Annotated in this window: 11 protein-coding genes, 1 tRNA gene and 1 pseudogene; 5 read left to right on the top strand and 8 right to left on the bottom strand. The window is 70.8% G+C overall.

Features of this window, described 5'->3' with window-relative positions:
• The first annotated feature begins 54 nt into the window (after window positions 1-54).
• Together QF037_RS38095 and QF037_RS38090 are read left to right on the top strand one after the other, a co-directional pair.
• Window positions 55-2,250, top strand: a complete 2,196-nt coding sequence (locus QF037_RS38095) for an elongation factor G-like protein EF-G2 (RefSeq protein WP_307033219.1) — start codon at window positions 55-57, stop codon at window positions 2,248-2,250.
• Between the two features lie 219 nt (window positions 2,251-2,469).
• On the top strand, window positions 2,470-4,137 hold the full coding sequence (locus QF037_RS38090; RefSeq protein ID WP_307033217.1) for a hypothetical protein: 1,668 nt from the start codon (window positions 2,470-2,472) through the stop codon (window positions 4,135-4,137).
• A 4-nt stretch (window positions 4,138-4,141) separates the two neighbouring features.
• Here QF037_RS38090 and QF037_RS38085 read toward each other — a convergent pair whose 3' ends face one another.
• Window positions 4,142-4,699 carry an HIT family protein gene (locus QF037_RS38085; protein ID WP_266833230.1) on the bottom strand — a complete coding sequence of 186 codons (558 nt, stop codon included), beginning with the start codon at window positions 4,697-4,699 and terminating at the stop codon, window positions 4,142-4,144.
• Between QF037_RS38085 and QF037_RS38080 the strand changes: the two are divergent.
• Window positions 4,616-4,897, top strand: a pseudogene (locus tag QF037_RS38080) (hypothetical protein); the annotation flags it as partial. The gene QF037_RS38085 and the pseudogene QF037_RS38080 overlap by 84 nt on opposite strands.
• Window positions 4,898-5,007: 110 nt before the next feature.
• Here the strand turns inward: QF037_RS38080 and thrS are convergent.
• The 3 genes from thrS to QF037_RS38065 form a co-directional block, all read right to left on the bottom strand.
• Window positions 5,008-6,984: a threonine--tRNA ligase gene (gene thrS / locus QF037_RS38075; RefSeq protein WP_307033215.1), complete on the bottom strand. Its 1,977-nt coding sequence runs from the start codon at window positions 6,982-6,984 to the stop codon at window positions 5,008-5,010.
• 91 nt (window positions 6,985-7,075) lie between these two features.
• On the bottom strand, window positions 7,076-8,302 hold the full coding sequence (locus tag QF037_RS38070; RefSeq protein ID WP_307033213.1) for a hypothetical protein: 1,227 nt from the start codon (window positions 8,300-8,302) through the stop codon (window positions 7,076-7,078).
• Complete coding sequence (locus QF037_RS38065) at window positions 8,299-8,865, bottom strand: DUF4365 domain-containing protein (RefSeq protein WP_307033211.1); 567 nt, start codon at window positions 8,863-8,865, stop codon at window positions 8,299-8,301. Before QF037_RS38065 ends, QF037_RS38070 begins: the two co-directional genes overlap by 4 nt.
• A 167-nt stretch (window positions 8,866-9,032) precedes the next feature.
• Between QF037_RS38065 and QF037_RS38060 the strand changes: the two genes are divergently transcribed.
• Window positions 9,033-9,761, top strand: coding sequence for a 3'-5' exonuclease (locus QF037_RS38060; RefSeq protein WP_307033209.1), 729 nt, complete (start codon window positions 9,033-9,035; stop codon window positions 9,759-9,761).
• A gap of 56 nt (window positions 9,762-9,817) precedes the next feature.
• Here QF037_RS38060 and QF037_RS38055 read toward each other — a convergent pair.
• Window positions 9,818-9,889: transfer RNA gene (locus QF037_RS38055), tRNA-Val, on the bottom strand.
• Between the two features lie 39 nt (window positions 9,890-9,928).
• On the bottom strand, window positions 9,929-10,375 hold the full coding sequence (locus QF037_RS38050; protein ID WP_307033207.1) for an SRPBCC family protein: 447 nt from the start codon (window positions 10,373-10,375) through the stop codon (window positions 9,929-9,931).
• Between the two features lie 50 nt (window positions 10,376-10,425).
• Between QF037_RS38050 and QF037_RS38045 the strand changes: the two genes are divergently transcribed.
• Window positions 10,426-12,798, top strand: a complete 2,373-nt coding sequence (locus tag QF037_RS38045) for an SCO7613 C-terminal domain-containing membrane protein (protein ID WP_307033205.1) — start codon at window positions 10,426-10,428, stop codon at window positions 12,796-12,798.
• A gap of 65 nt (window positions 12,799-12,863) precedes the next feature.
• On the opposite strand, the gene QF037_RS38040 is transcribed toward QF037_RS38045, so the two are convergent.
• Window positions 12,864-15,602: an exo-rhamnogalacturonan lyase family protein gene (locus QF037_RS38040; protein ID WP_307033203.1), complete on the bottom strand. Its 2,739-nt coding sequence runs from the start codon at window positions 15,600-15,602 to the stop codon at window positions 12,864-12,866.
• 113 nt (window positions 15,603-15,715) lie between these two features.
• The gene (locus QF037_RS38035; RefSeq protein WP_307033201.1) at window positions 15,716-16,315 is read right to left on the bottom strand and encodes a hypothetical protein; all 600 of its coding nucleotides are present in this window, start codon (window positions 16,313-16,315) and stop codon (window positions 15,716-15,718) included.
• Window positions 16,316-16,324: the final 9 nt, after the last annotated feature.

Below are 16,324 nucleotides of genomic sequence, written 5' to 3'. Positions count from 1 at the left end.
GGAGGAGGATCCGCAGCGCCCACAGTGACCTCACCGTGCACGGGAGGCAAGGCCATGGGCGACAAGGCGAACGCACACCCCGGAGCCGCCGGCAGGGCAACAGCGGCCGACCACCCCGCGTCCGTACGGAATGTGGTGCTGGTCGGCCACTCCGGATCGGGCAAGACGACATTGGTGGAAGCTCTCGCGCTGACAGCGGGGGCGGTGAACAGGGCGGGTCGCGTGGAGGACGGCGGCACCGTCTCCGACTACGACGAGATCGAACACCGGCAGAACCGTTCGGTGCAGCTCTCCCTGGTGCCCGTCGAATGGGACGGCATCAAGGTCAATCTCCTCGACACCCCCGGATACGCCGACTTCGTCGGGGAACTGAGGGCCGGTCTGCGAGCGGCGGACGCGGCCCTTTTCGTCGTCTCGGCCTCCGACGGCGTGGACGGCTCGACCCGCATGGTCTGGGAGGAGTGCGCGGCCGTCGGCATGCCGCGCGCGCTCGTGATCACCCACCTGGAGTCCGCGCGGGCGGACTTCGAGGCGATGACACGGACCTGTGCGGAGGCGTTCGGCGGGGACGACCCCGACGCCGTGCTCCCCCTGTACCTGCCGCTGCACGGCCCGCAGGCGCCGGACGGGCACGCACCCGTGACCGGTCTGATCGGCCTGCTGTCGCAGAAGCTGTTCGACTACTCCTCCGGTGAGCGCAAGGAGTCCGAGCCCGGCGAGGACCAGCTGCCGCAGATCGAGGAGGCCCGCAACCGGCTGATCGAGGGGATCATCGCCGAGAGCGAGGACGAGACCCTCATGGACCGCTACCTCGGCGGTGAAGAGGTCGACGTCAAGACACTGATCGAGGACCTGGAGCGAGCCGTCGCGCGCGGTGTCTTCTTCCCCGTCCTCGCCGCCGCCCCCGCGGCCGAGGGCGCCAAACAGGGGCTCGGCACGGTCGAGGTGCTGGAGCTCATCACCAGGGGCTTCCCGACACCCTTCGAACACCCCACGCCCGGCGTCACCACCATCGACGGCACACCGCGCGAGGTGAAGGCCTGCGACACGGAGGGCCCGCTGGTCGCGGAGGTCGTCAAGACGTCCTCCGACCCCTACGTCGGCCGTATCTCCCTCGTCCGCATCTTCTCCGGCACCCTGCGCCCCGACGAGACGGTGCACGTCTCCGGACACGGTCTGGCCGACCGCGGGCACGAGGACCACGACGTCGACGAACGCGTCGGGGCCCTGTCCACCCCGTTCGGCAAACAGCAGCGCCCGGTGACGCACGCCATCGCCGGCGACCTGGTGTGCGTGGCCAAGCTGAGCCGCGCGGAGACCGGCGACACCCTCTCGGCCAAGGACGACCCGCTCCTGATGGAGCCCTGGCAGATGCCCGACCCGCTGCTGCCGCTCGCGATCGAGGCACACAGCAAGGCCGACGAGGACAAGCTCTCACAGGGCCTGAGCCGACTGGTCGCCGAGGACCCGACCATGCGGCTCGAACAGAACCAGGACACCCACCAGGTGGTCCTGTGGTGCCTGGGCGAGGCACACGCCGACGTGGCGCTGGAGCGGCTGCGCAGCCGGTACGGCGTCCAGGTCGACGTCGTACCGCACAGGGTCTCCCTCCGGGAGACGTTCGCCGACAAGTCGGCGGGCCGCGGCCGGCATGTCAAGCAGTCCGGCGGGCACGGGCAGTTCGCCATCTGCGCGATCGAGGTGGAGCCTCTGCCGGGCGGCTCGGGCATCGAGTTCGTGGACAAGGTCGTCGGCGGCGCGGTGCCCCGGCAGTTCATTCCCTCCGTCGAGAAGGGCGTGCGGGCCCAGGCAGCCAGGGGCGTCGCGGCCGGCCACGCGCTCGTCGACGTACGGATCACACTGGTCGACGGCAAGGCGCACTCGGTGGACTCCTCCGACGCCGCATTCCAGACAGCCGGCGCGCTGGCGCTGCGGGAGGCCGCGGCGGACGCGAGGATCCACCTCCTCGAACCGGTGGCCGAGGTGAGCGTTCTGGTCGGCGACGACTACGTGGGCGCCGTGATGAGCGACCTGTCCGGCCGGCGCGGCCGGGTCCTCGGCACCGAGCAGACCAGCGGGAACCGCACCGTCGTCAGGGCCGAGGTACCGGAGATCGAGATCGGCCGGTACGCCGTCGACCTGCGCTCCCTGTCGCACGGCACGGCACGCTTCAACCGCTCCTACGCACGGCACGAACCCATGCCGCCGCAGATCGCCGAGAGGATCCGTGAAGAGGCGCGCGACTCCTAGGAGTTGGCGCTGGGCACACTACAAGTGGCTTTCCTGGATCGCTCCCCTCCGAGTCGGCGGGCGGCTTCGGCCGTCCGCCGACGAATGTCGGTGGCGGCGGATACGCTGATGGCGGTGATCAAGTCGGGCCCGGATACCGGGACGGCCTGATCAACAGGTGTGCGGGGCAAGGAAGTCGGGAAGGCCGCAGGAGCGACCAGGCGGCGATCGGGGGCGGGCATGACGGTGGGAACCGGTTACGAGAGCGTCTTCGGACCACAGGTTCCGCGCTCGGGCGACGAGAGCCAGACAGCCACGTTCGCCCTCGCCTCAGCCGCGTACCGGGACAATCCGGTCGAGGACATCACGAAGGCCAACGGCGAATGGCACGAGACCACGGTCAAGGAGGGCCAGCGGTGGACCGGCGGCCTCTTCAAGCCCAACCTCGGTGAGGCGTTCTCCCGGGCCGTGATCGAGCGCATGATCGGCCCGGGACGCAAGCCCCTCATCCAGTCCTTCGGCACCGAACCGCAGGTCGTCGTCGACCACTGCCTGGCGGCCTACCGCCTCCGCCGGGAGCGGGACAAACGGCTGTCCGCCGTCATGGTGCTGTGCGGTGTGCTGTTCCTGCCCGGGCTCCTGGTCTGGCTCCTGGTCTTCACGATCCGCACCACCATCGACAAGAACCCCAACAAGAAGGCCTCCGCCCTCGCCACGGCCCTGCTCGTCGGCGTCGGCGCGCTCGCCGTCCTCTTCCTGGTCAAGATGCCGTTCACGGGCTTCTGGGGCTGGTACGCACGCGCATGCGTGGTCCTTCCCGTCGTCGGCTGGTTCTGGGCCAAGCAGATCTGCGATCGCTCGACCAGGGACCTGCGGGGGCGCTGGGACGGACTGATCGCGGGCAGCAGTGTCGGAGCCCAGGTCCCCGAAGCAGTGCCGAGCAGCCCCGGCGAGACCCAGGCCGAGCAACTGCGCCAGTCGCTGGCCAGGTTGAGCACCGAGCAGCAGTCCAACTCCGTCTTCTACGCCGGCCCCAAGGGCATCCTGGGCATGGGCACGCGCTGGGCCAGCTGGCAGCTCGCCGAGGACCTGACACCGGCCGACCCGGACCGGGAGATCCACCCGTTCCGCAGCTGGGACGTCATCCGCGCCATCCACAAGCAGCTGGGCATGCTGGAGCGGAACACGATCAACACCGGCGGCTTCCCGAAGGCCTCCATACGGCACTGGATCGTCACGCCGATCGGGGAGAACGCCAAGGCGGTGGCCCGGACCGAGCAGTCCACGGACATCGAGGCGTTCCAGCACCGGGCCCACTCCATACAGGACATCTGCAACAAGCAGCAGTTCGGCAGCGGGGACCGGCACTACCTCGGGGTGCAGTGGACGCTGTGGGACGGCCAGTTGATCATCACGATGATGATCACCGTCACCGTGCTGCACCAGACGCTGCGCATCGAGGTGACCGGACACGCTCTGGGCCCGGTCAACCCGCTGTTCATGGGCAAGCCCGAGGACCCGACGAGGAACGTCCAGAGGTCGTTCCGGCCGTGGGAGACGCGCACGGTGAAGCTCCCGCTGGTCCCCACCAACGAGGTCGTACGTCTCGCCGTCCGCGCCCCGCTCTCCTGGTACCCGCCGCTGCTGAACTGGCTCGGCGGGACGATCGTCCTCCCCGAGCCGTTCGGTCTGCGGCACGTCTGGGCCGACAAGCCGTGGCGCCACCGCTTCATGGCCGACGACGCGATGCGCGCCGCGACGCCCGTGCTGCGCGTGGTGCACGCGGCGGCGATCAAGGTCCTGGAGGACAACGGCGTGGACACGGAGAAGTTCGGCAACCGGTCGGCGTTCCTCAGCACCGCGGTGCAGGACCCGTCACCGAGGAAGGCCGACCTGTACGACGCGTAGCCGCTTACGAGGGCCAGGCCTCCGCCAGCATCTTCCGGGTGTCGGCGAGCAACTGCGGCAGCACCCGTGTGTGCCCGACGACCGGCATGAAGTTCGTGTCGCCGCCCCAGCGCGGGACGATGTGCTGGTGGAGGTGGGCGGCGATACCGGCGCCGGCCACCGTGCCCTGGTTCATACCGATGTTGAAACCGTGGGCGCCGGACGCGGTGCGCAGCGCGGTCATCGCCTGCTTGGTGAGAGCGGCGAGCTCGATGGTCTCCGGCTCGGTCAGGTCCGTGTAGTCGGCGACGTGCCGGTAGGGCACGACCATCAGGTGGCCACCGTTGTACGGATAAAGATTCAGCACGGCGTAGACCTGCTCACCGCGCCGGACGATCAGGCCGTCCTCGTCGGACTTGGCCGGGATGGAGCAGAAGGGGCATCCGTCGTCGGCGCCTGGGCCGGTCGGCTTGTTCTCGCCCTGGATGTAGGCCATCCGATGGGGCGTCCACAGACGCTGGAACGCGTCCTGGGTCCCCACTCCCCACTGCTGCTCCGGCTCACTCGTCATGCAGGGAAGCATATGGCTTCGCCCGTTCGCGGCGTGTCGGCGGGGTTGCGGCGAAACCCCCTGGGGCTGGACATGGTCGTGCTGGTGCTGCCCCTTCTCCGCCCCCTGCGGATCATGAAGGTCTACGAGGCCGTCCGGCGACGGCACGGCCGGCCCCGGCTCGCCCTGCACACGCGCGTGATCGTGTACGTCGGTCTGTCGGCGCTCCTGCCTTCGCCTCCTGGCTGCTCCAGATGTTCGCGCGGGAGGACGACGAGAGGCCCCCGGGAAGCTGAGCCTCCCGGGGGCCTCTCGAAGGTCTTCGCCGACCCCGCGAGGGATCAGACCTGGACCCGCTCCTCGACGACCTTCGCGATCTTCGCGATGGCCTCGTCGAACGGGATGCCGTTCTCCTGCGAGCCGTCGCGGTAGCGGAAGGAGACCGAGCCGCCGGCCATGTCCTCGTCGCCCGCGATGACCATGAAGGGCACCTTCTGCTTCTGGGCGTTCCTGATCTTCTTCTGCATCCGGTCGGAGGAGGAGTCCACCTCGACCCGCAGACCCTGCTTCTTCGCCGCGGCGGCGAACTTCTCCAGGTACTCCACGTGCGCGTCCCCGATCGGGATGCCGGTCGCCTGGACCGGGGCCAGCCACGCCGGGAAGGCGCCCGCGTAGTGCTCCAGGAGGACCGCGAAGAACCGCTCGATGGAACCGAACAGCGCGCGGTGGATCATGACCGGGCGCTGCTTGGAGCCGTCGGGGCCCGTGTACTCCAGGTCGAAGCGCTCCGGCAGGTTGAAGTCGAGCTGGATCGTCGACATCTGCCAGGTCCGGCCGATCGCGTCCTTGGTCTGGACGGAGATCTTCGGACCGTAGAACGCGGCGCCGCCCGGGTCCGGGACCAGCGGGAGGCCCTGCTTCTCGGCCACCTGGCGGAGGGTCTCCGTGGCTTCTTCCCAGACCTCGTCGGTGCCGACGAACTTCTCCGGGTCCTTGGTGGACAGCTCCAGGTAGAAGTCGGTCAGACCGTAGTCCCGCAGCAGGCCGAGGACGAAGGTGAGCGTCTTGTCGAGCTCCTCCGACATCTGCTCACGGGTGCAGTAGATGTGCGCGTCGTCCTGCGTGAAGCCACGCGCGCGGGTGAGTCCGTGCACGACTCCGGACTTCTCGTACCGGTACACGGTCCCGAACTCGAAGAGGCGCAGCGGCAGTTCACGGTACGAGCGGCCGCGCGCGTCGAAGATCAGGTTGTGCATCGGGCAGTTCATGGGCTTCAGGTAGTAGTCCACGCCCTCGTCGAGCTGCATGGGCGGGTACATGCCGTCGGCGTACCAGTCCAGGTGCCCGGACTGCTCGAAGAGCTTCCCCTTCGTCGCGTGCGGGGTGTAGACGAACTCGTAGCCCTCCTCCTCGTGGCGGCGGCGCGAGTAGTCCTCCATGACCCGGCGGATGATGCCGCCCTTGGGGTGGAAGACGGCGAGGCCGGAGCCGATCTGCTCCGGGATGGAGAACAGGTCGAGCTCGGAACCGAGCTTGCGGTGGTCGCGCTTCTCCGCCTCGGCGAGGAAGTCGAGGTGGGCCTTCAGCTCGTCCTTGGAGGGCCAGGCGGTGCCGTAGATGCGCTGGAGCATCGGGTTCTTCTCGCTGCCGCGCCAGTAGGCGGCCGCGTTGCGCATCAGCTTGAACGCCGGGATGTTCCGGGTGGTGGGCAGGTGGGGACCGCGGCAGAGGTCCTTCCAGCACAGGTCGCCGGTCTTGGCGTCGAGGTTGTCGTAGATCGTCAGCTCACCGGCGCCGACCTCGACGTCCGCGCCGTCGTCGGAGGAGGCCGAGCCCTTGAGACCGATCAACTCCAGCTTGTACGGCTCGGCGGCCAGCTCCTCGCGGGCGTCCTCGTCGGTCACCACACGGCGGGAGAAGCGCTGCCCCCGCTTCTGGATCTCCTGCATCTTCTTCTCGACGGCCTTGAGATCCTCGGGCGTGAACGGCTTCTCGACGTCGAAGTCGTAGTAGAAGCCGTCCTTGACCGGCGGGCCGATGCCCAGCTTGGCCTCGGGGAAGAGCTCCTGCACGGCCTGCGCCATGACATGGGCGGTGGAGTGGCGCAGGATGTCGAGACCGTCCTTGGAGGAGATCTCGACGCCCTCGACCTCGTCGCCCTCGGCGACGACGTACGCGAGGTCCTTCAGCTCACCGGCCACGCGCGCGGCGATGATCGAGCGCTCGCCGGCGAAGAGCTCGGCGGCCGTAGTGCCCGTCGTCACCGTGCGCTCTTCCCGCTCGGAATCGCGTTGGATGATCACACGGACGTCTGACACCGGTCTCTCCTGACTGAAGGTGGATGCGGGCGCCGTACCGTGAGCGCGCGCAATAGGGGATCGTACCGACCCCGGAGCCACCTCCGCGAAATCAGTCCCCTGCGGGGGCCTCCCCGCAGGCCTCCTCGAAGAAGTCGAGATTCTCCTGGAGGGACTTCATCAGCCGGTCCCGCTCCGCCTCGTCCACCTGCACGGGCGCGACCCCGGAGGCTCCGGTGAGCCGGCGGAACCCGCCCCGGCTCTCCAGCCGGCCGTGCACCCGCACCGGCAGCCCGACGAGGTGCGCGTGCCCCGCGATCCGGTACGCCTCCTCGTCCAGGGTGAGCCGGATGTGCGGCACCTCGGCGCCCGCGATCACCCGCAGCCGTACGCTGCCGTCCCCGCGCGGCCCCGACCGGCGCATCCGCACCACCGCACCGGTGATCCGCACCGGCACGGACGGCTCCTCGCGGAGATAGCGGGCCCCTGCCTCGCGCAGCACCGGCAGGTCGCCGGGCGAGAACTCGACGGGCTCGACCCCCGCGGCGCAGCCCGCCGGCACCCCGGCGGCCGGTGCCCACTCGACGGCGATGCGCGCGCCCTCGGTCCCGCGCACGAGGGCGATCAGCGCCTCGGTGAGCTCACGGCTGACGCCCGCCTCGACGGCGCCGTCGAAGGCGTCCATGCCACCGGTGGCGCGCTGGTAGTCGATGGCCTCGCGGGCGGCGTACAGGGCCTGGTGGAGGCGTACGGCCAGGGGGCGCCCGTTGCCCACGGGCACGAAGGCCGTGAGGCCGCCGCCGGTCGCCGTACCGACGAGCACGCTCTCCATGAGCGTGGCGGCGGCGCGACGGTGGCGGGCGCCGTGGTACCCGGCACGCGCGCGGGTGGCGAGCGCGCCGGCGAGCAGCATCTGGCGGGCGGCGGCGCGCAGTTGTTCCGCCACCGTCCAGGGCGCGGTGCCGCCCGGTCCGGTCGGCGCGTCCCGCCACCAGCGGATCTCGTCGCTGGGAACGGCGAGGCCGACGAGGACCTCGCGGGCGGAGGGCGTGCCGCTGCGTGCGAGGGCGACGAGCGCCTCGCCGAGCAGGTCGTCGCTGTCGGGGAAGGCGCGACTCTCGGGCACCAGCAGGCTGGTCCCACCGGTGCCCTGACCGGGTGGGGTCCAGCGACCGTAGCGCCCCGGGGCGCCGCCGCGGCGCTGCCAGCCGTGGCGGTGCAGCAGGGCGGCAAGGACGGCGGGGTCGACCTCGTCGGGCTCGGGTGCGCGGTCCCAGGCGGCGTCGGCCGGGTGCGGCCGCACGGGCCGCAGCGCCTCCTCCAGGGGGCGATGGGTCATGGTCTGCCTCCTGTGCCGACCCGCGTCATGATCTCGCACAGCGCCCGGTCGTCGAAGATGCGTGAGGTCGGTATCCGCACGGTGGTGCGGGTGCGGCCGGTGATCGGGTGGCCGGCCAGGTTGACCCAGTAGCAGCAGTGCCGGAGATCGAGCCGGTCGTGGCTGGCGCGCAGCCAGTCGTCCTGGGATCTCGGCACGAGCATGACGACGAGGATCTTGTGCACCGAGACGGGGGTGCGCGCGAGCTTGCGCAGATGGTCGTTGTCGAGCGTGAAGGAGAAGAACCGTCCCGGGGGGTTCGGCGGGACCTGGTACGTGCACTTGAGCTGCACCTTGATGGTGACCTCGTCGTCGACGGTGTGCCCGGGCGAGCCGTGGCTGACGTGCCAGTCGATGCCGTTGTCCGGGAAGGGCTGCGACAACGAGCAGCCGGCCGCCGCGGCGACGGCGTGCAGATAGCCCACCTGCAAGGTCTCCATGCAGGCGGTGGTGGCGAGTGTGCCGCGAAGGGGGCCCGTGAGCTCGGGCAGCAGCCCGCCCCGCTCGGGCTGCGCTATCGCCATGACCAACAGCCTTCCACGTTCGGTGAATCCGCACCGTGGGTCGCTGAACTGCAAGGACCCGTATTCCTGTTGTGTCCTTCCGGCGTACGGCGCAAACAGCCCGGGTATCACCAAACAGGCAGAAGACGGTGCGTCAGCTGCCGTGGGTGAACGAGGGGTTGAGTGGAATGACGTGCTGGTACGAAGGGCCCCTGGCCGCCTTCGACACGGAGACCACGGGTGTCGACGTCGAGACCGACCGGATCGTGTCGGCCGCCGTCGTCGTCCAGGACGCCCCGGGTACCCGTCCGCGGGTGACCCGATGGCTGGTGAACCCGGGTGTTCCGGTGCCGGAGGCGGCGACGGAGGTGCATGGACTGACGGACGACCATCTGCAGCGCAACGGCCGCTGGCCGGCGCCGGTGATGTACGAGATAGCGGAACACCTGACCGAACAGGCCGCTGCGGGCCGCCCGCTGGTGGTCATGAACGCGCCGTTCGATCTGACCATCCTGGACCGGGAGTTGCGTCGCCATCGGGCTTCGTCGCTGGACCGCTGGTTCGAGTCGTCGCGGCTGCTGGTGCTGGACCCGAGAGTCCTCGACAAACATCTGGACCGCTACCGCAAGGGCCGTCGCACGCTGACGGACCTGTGCGCGCACTACGAGGTCACGCTGGACGGCGCGCACGACGCGGGCGCGGACGCGCTGGCCGCGCTGGATGTCGTACGGGCCGTGGGGCGCCGTTTCGCGGCCCGGCTCGAGCGGCTGAGCGCGGGCGAGCTGCACGCGCTCCAGGCCGGGTGGCACGCGGCACAGGCGCGGGGGCTGCAGGCGTGGTTCGCGCGCAGTGGCACCCCGGAGGTGGTGGACACGGCATGGCCGCTGCGTCCGGAGCTGCCCGCGGCGGCCGCCTGAGCAGGGTCTCGGCACAAAGAAGCCGGTCCGCGTGACGCGGACCGGCATTCTCCCGGTGGGCGATACTGGGTTCGAACCAGTGACCTCTTCGGTGTGAACGAAGCGCTCTCCCACTGAGCTAATCGCCCGGGAACGGACTGAACAATACAGGTCCCCGCGCCCTTCCTTCAAACCGCTTCCAAGTACGCGGCCAGACCCCGCCGTCCGGCCCGCATCATCAGCCAGTGGTTGGCACGGAACACCGGCCGTCCGGGCACGGCGAGGCGCCTCAGGAGCGGCTTGTTCACGTCGACCACCTGCTCGTAGCGGGCGAGGCTGCGCGTTCCGTCCCCGTCGATCGTCCAGCGCGCCCATCCCTCCAGGTCCCCGGTCATGGCGATCTCCAGCACTCCGGCCGTCCGGTCGCGCCGCACCTCTCGCGCGGTGAAGACCAGGTCGTAGGGCAGGGTGGCCCGGATCGTGATGACGCCGGTGGTGTCGTCGAGACGGTCGACGCCGCGGACCTGGGGCCACCAGCGGGGGTAGTCCTCGGCCTGTTCCAGGGCGTCGTAGACGGTGGCGGGCGACGCGCTCAGGTCCCACTGCGTACGGAAGCGGTAATGGGTCCAGTCCATGCACAGAGTCTGCCCGCACGGATCTGAGTACGGTCTGAGTACGCGCACTCATGTCCTACGACGTGACGCGGACCACACTCCAAGGCATGACGCACATTCCGCCCCCGGCCGAGGAGTTGCGGCTCCTCGATGCCGAACTGTGGCAACTCGACCGCCGCCGGACCCAGTTGCTGGCCCGACGGGCGTGGCTGGTCGCCGCGCTGCAGCCGCGGCCGACGACGCGGCCGGCCACCGTGGGCTCGCCTCGCCCGGAGACCAGCGCGCCCGGCGTGCAGAACCTTCTCCTGCTGCTGGGCGGTGTCCTGCTCACGATCGCCGCGATGGTGTTCACGCTGGTCAGCTGGGGGCATCTGGGGATCGCCGGCCGGGGTCTGGTACTCGGCGCGCTCACGCTGGCCGCGCTCGCCGCTCCGCTGCCCCTGGTGAAGCGCGGGCTGCGCTCGACGGCCGAGGCGGTGGCGGGTCTGGGTCTGGCGCTGACGGTGCTCGACGCGTACGCCCTGTACGAGGTCGCCCTGCCCGGGACGGGCGGCGCGGGCTACACCGCAGCCGCGTCGGCGCTGCTGGCGGGGCTCTGGCTGGCGTACGGGCTGCTGCCGCGGGCGGCGGAGCTGCGTCTGCCCCTCCCGGCCGCGCTGGCCGCGGCCCAACTCCCGCTGTTCTTCTGGGCGGTCTCGTCCTCCGTGGGCGCCCACGGCATCGCGGCCGCGCTGCTGGTGACGGCCGCGTTCGACACAGTTGTCGCGCTCCGGGTGACGATCGGGTCCGTACGTGTCGTCGCCGCCGTCGGCGCGTACGGCCTGGGCTCCTCGGGCGCACTGACGGCCGGCTGGTTGTCCTGGACGGCCACCGGTCCGAGCGCCGCCGCCCGTGCGGCGGCGCTCATCCTCCTCGCGGCGGCGATCGCTCTGGGCGCGGCCTGGCGCGGCAGCCCGGGCAAGGGCCACGCCGTCGGCCTCGCCGTGACCTCGGGTCTCCTCACGGTCGCCGCGCTGGGCGGCGCGGTCCGCCCCGCCGTGCCGGACGCGTGGACGGTTCCGGTGCAGCTCGCCTGCGGGATCGCCCTGTTGGCGGCCGTGCGGACCGGGCGGCTGCCGGAGGCGGTACGCGAGGGACTGGCCTGGTCCTCCGCCGTCGTGCAGGGGCTCGCGGTGCTGTGGGCGCTGCCGCTCGTGGCGATCACCCTGCTGGGGCCGGTCGCCTGGACGTTCCGGGCATGGTCCGGAGCGCCGGCGACCATGCGTGAGGCGGTGACGGTGGACGTGCCCTGGCCGCCGGACATCGCGGCGGCTCCGCTCGTCCTGGTGGCCGTCGCGGCGGTGCTCGCCCTGGCGTTCAGGAACACCGACCGGCACGCCCGAGCCCTGACCGGCGCACTGGTGCTCACCTGGGCCGCGGCCCTGACGGTTCCGGCCGTCCTCGAACTCCCCTACACGACCGGCCTGTTGACGCTCGGCGCCCTGACGGCGGTCGCGCTCGCCGCCCCGTACGGACAGCCGACGGCGACGATCCTCGCCCTCGCCGCCTCCGCCGACCTCGCCTTCACCGCGCTGGCCTCACAGACGGCGACCCTCACCGCGCTCGGCGCCCTCACCGCGTTCTTCGCGGCGGTCTCCTGGCGGCTCACGTCCGTCACGGCCCCGGCCGCCCTCGCGTACGCCACCGCGCTGGCCTGCGCGACGGGAGCAGCCGCGGACTGGCAGCCGCAGCACACCGCACTGCTGGTCCTGGTGGCGCCGGTGGCCGCGGCCCTGATCGCACCGCGCGTGACCGAGCGGATTCCCCTCGAGGTGGCGGGCGCCGTCGCCGGACTGCTCGCCATCGGGCTCGCCGCGACCGACCTGCCGATGCTCGCCCTGGTCCTGGCCCTGTGCGCGGTGATCGCCGCGGGCACGGCGATCCGCCCGGACCGCCGCCCCGTCGGCTACGCGGCCGCCGTCCTGTTCGTCCTGGCTGCCTGGGTACGCCTGGCGGCCTGGGAGGTCGACATGCCCGAGGCGTACACGATCCCGGTGACCGTCCCGGCGCTGGTCGTCGGCTTCCTGCGGCTGCGCCGCGACCCCCTGACCTCGTCCTGGACGGCCTTCGGCCCCGGCCTCGCCGCCACGTTCCTGCCGAGCCTCGCAGCGGCCTGGACCGACCCGCACTGGACCCGCCCCCTCCTGCTGGGCCTGGCCGCACTGTCGCTGACCTTGCTGGGCGCCGGCCACAACCTCCAGGCCCCGCTCGTGCTCGGTGGCTCGGTCCTGACCCTGGACGCCCTGCACGAGCTGGCCCCGTACATCGTCCAGGTCACCGACGCCCTCCCCCGCTGGGTGCCCCCGGCCCTGGCCGGCCTCCTGCTGCTGGCACTGGGAGCGACGTACGAGCAGCGCATCAGGAATGTCCGCAGGGTGCGTGATGTCCTGGGGAAGATGAACTGACCTCAGGGCGCGGGGAACTGCGCGACCAGCCACAACGGTCGCGCAGTTCCCCACGGCCTCAACCCCTACGAAGGCATCTTGTCCCCGAGCAGCGCCAGGTTCTCAATGGCCGCAAGCCCGTACAACGCGGTGTCGTTCGTGGACACCCAAGCCGCCTCACTACCCGGCACCAACGCCATCGGCCCGCTCAGCTTCTCCGTCTTCCAGGGCGCCGACTCCTTGTACCCGTCGGAGTTGTAGAACTTGTCCCACGCCCGCTTGGCGAGCTTCTCGTCCCCGGTCTGCACAGCCGCGTACGCGTCGAGCCGCGAGTGCCCCTGGAACAGCAGCAGCGAGCCGAAGTTGGACCCGTACCGCGCCGCCTGCTCAGCCTTGGTGGCATTGAAGTAGCGGCAGTAGTCGTAGTACGCCTCGTTGAACTTCGGGATGTCGACGAGGTCGATGAGTTCGGCGCACAGCTCGTTGAGCCCGAAGACCGCGGAGAGGTGCGAGACCCCGACCACGGGTGCCGAGGCGACCGCGAACCTGCCGGTGTCGAGGTCGTACAGCCCGGTCCCCTGGACGAACCCGTTCGGCTGGGCGCCGATCGTTTCCATGGTCGAGAGCACGCGCGCCTTGGCCTTCTCCCACTTCGGGCCCTTGCGCTCCCACTCGGTCAGCCACGCCGACACGAGCCCGCTCCAGTCCGTGCCGAAGCCGATCGACAGCGCGTGCCGGTCGGGGGTGTACGGCTCGGTGCGGATCTTGCGGATCGGGTCGAGGACGAGGAAGGTCTCGTCGGAGTCGACGTTGGCGTGCATGAGGTCGCCGACGCGCTCGTCCGCGGTGAGGAAGTAGTAGTAGCGGCGGTACGTCGTGTTGGCGATGCGCTGCTGCTTGGCGCTGTCGGCGTAGTGCTGCACTCCGTGCCGGGTACCGAGCCCGGCCCACTTGCCCAGGTGGTAGACGTCGACCTCACCGGTGTGGCGGGTCATCGCCTCGGCGAAGCGGAAGATGTCCGCGCGGCCCGAGCGGAGGTACGCGAACCAGAGCCAGAGGTCCGGCGACAGCTCGGAGTTGTCCCAGGCGTAGCCGCCGACGTCGTACCGCCACTGGTGGCGCACCGTGTCGTAGGTGTGCATGATGTCGCCGTAGTCCCAGAAGCCGTACCAACGGCGCTGCTCCACCTGGTCCTTGTAGTAGGTGAAGAGGAAGTCGAGGTGGTCCTCGATCTTCGCCTTGGCGGGCGTGGAGCGGTCGGGCTCGGAGTACAGGCCCGGGCCGAAGACCTTGGCCTTGATGAGCTGCTTGGGCGGCGCGGCGAGCTGCGGCAGCACCCGTACGGCCTCGACCTGTTCGGCGAGTTTCGCCGGGGCCGGGGTCGTCTCGTTGGCCCAGAACAACAGCTCCGACGTACGCGCGATGCCGTACGGCGTGCCGAACTCGGGCTCGTAGTCCTCATAGGTGATGTTGAGGCCTTCGAGCTGCTCGGCGAAGGTGTCCTGGCCCATACCGTCGTGGTAGAAGCGCAGGTCCATCGGCTGTGCCTCGGGCGACCAGAGCCAGAGGGTGACCTCGGCCTCGTCGGTCTGGGCGTCGCGGATGTCGAGCTGGGCGGGGAACTTCTCCCAGAAGTCCCGCAGGCCGAAGGAGAGTCCGCCGCTCGCGCCACCGACGTAGCCGAAACCGGATGCCCGCTTGCCGCCGCCGGCGCCGATCCAGCCGTGGCCCTTCTTGGTGCGCTTGCGCAGGGTGAAGCCGTCGGCGGAGAGCTGGGAGAGGGTGTAGTCGCCCCACTCGGGGATGTACTGGAGGCGGGTGGTGACCCGCTGGTCCCAGGTGGCCGGGTCGGGCAGCTTCTCGCCCGCGTACTGCGCCGCCTGCACGGCCGCGCCCGGGTCCCGGCGCAGACCGGTGATGCCCTTGACGGCCTCGCGCAGCAGACCGGTGCCGTCACCGCCGATGCGGATGTGACGGTCGTAGGACTGGTCGCGCATCGGCACGGTGAAGCGGACGCCGATGCCGCGGATGAAGTCGCCGCTGGCCTTGCCCGGCTCCTGGGTGCCGTCGAAGGTGATGGTGTGCACCATGCGGAAGGAGTCGGCGCCGGCGTAGAAGTACAGCCGGATGGAGAACGGCAGCCAGCTCCGGCTGCCCTTGCGGTGCTTGCCGTCGATGCGGACGACCGCGCGGACCGGTCCGTCCTGCTCGACGGTGACCTCGGAGATGGCGCCGTCGAAGCGCTCGGTCTTGACCGCGCCCTGGTCCTCGTCCTCGATCTCGGGCTGGCGGATCAGCACGAGCTTGCCGTTCTTGGCGATCTCGGTGGAGCCGCGGGTGACCGACTTGATCAGGGTGGCACCGGACTTGCCGATCTTCGCGGTGATGACGCCGGTGGAGACGGTGATGGTGCCGCCGCTCTTGTCGACGGTGACCTTCTTGTCCGGTACGGCGGCCTCGCCCGCGGCGAGGGTGAGCTTGCCGTTGCCCGAACTCACGGCGTGGGCGGTCCACTTGAGGGATCCGTCCGGCCAGTAGGCGATCGGCCAGGACTGCACGGGTACGGACTTGCCGTCCGCGTCCGTCAGCGCGAAGGTCTGGTCCTCCTGATAGGTGCCCTTGGGCCAGGGCACGCCGAGGGTGGAGCCGGGCGCGGCGCCCAGCCCGCCGTCCTCCAGCCAGTCCAGGGTCACCGGACCGTCGTCGGCCTCTGCGGCTCTCGGCGCGGCCTGCGCGTCCTTGGCTCCTAGGGCCCAGCTGAACTGTGCGGCGGCGCCGGCCACGGCGGCCGCCTTGAGGATGGACCTGCGGGGGATGGGAGACATAGGGGTCCTGCCTTTCCTTCCGTGCGGGAAGCTTTTTCCGTGCAGCTGGTCAGGGGCATGACAGAGAGAGGTACGACGCCCGGGGCGCCGACCTTGTGCGAGGGCGCCGGGCGTCAGCGGCGCCGGTAGCGCTCCTCGACGGCGACGGCCGCCGCCGCGACGGCCCCGAGGACCGGGACCGCCAGCGGTGCGATGAACATGGCGGACAGGGCCACGACGCCCAGTCCGCAGACGATCAGGAAGGACCCGGCGGGATCGAGCACGGTCCGCCGTACGGCGTCCGCGAGCAGCAGCCGCCAGGCGTCACCGGGCGCCCAGTGCGCCGCCGCGCGCAGCAGCGCCACGGTGAGCCCGATGAGCGCGAAGATGCCGACGGCCCCGACGAGCGGCCCACCGGGCAGGCCGGCCCGCGCGGCCAGCACGTCCACCCAGACCGCGGCGGCCACCGCCCACCCGGCGAGCCCGACGGCCCACCCGCCGCGCAGGGCCGTACGGAAGTCCACGACGAACTCCCGCCAGCCACCTGCCTCGTGCGTCGTACGACGCCGCAGATGCCGTGCGCCGGCGGCGAAGGCCGCGGGATAGGTGACGACCCCGAGACAGGCCACGGCGATCCACACCCCGGTGAGCAGCGACTCCGCGAAGACCGCGAACCGCTCGCCGAACATGGACTCCCTGCGCCGGGAGCGGGCCTTCACTCGTGCTTCCGCCATGGTGACCGC

Origin of the sequence: Streptomyces canus, assembly GCF_030815415.1 — a bacterium.
GTDB lineage: Bacteria > Actinomycetota > Actinomycetes > Streptomycetales > Streptomycetaceae > Streptomyces > Streptomyces canus_F.
Note: the sequence above shows the minus strand (reverse complement) of the source record. Positions and strands in the feature narration are given on the sequence as shown.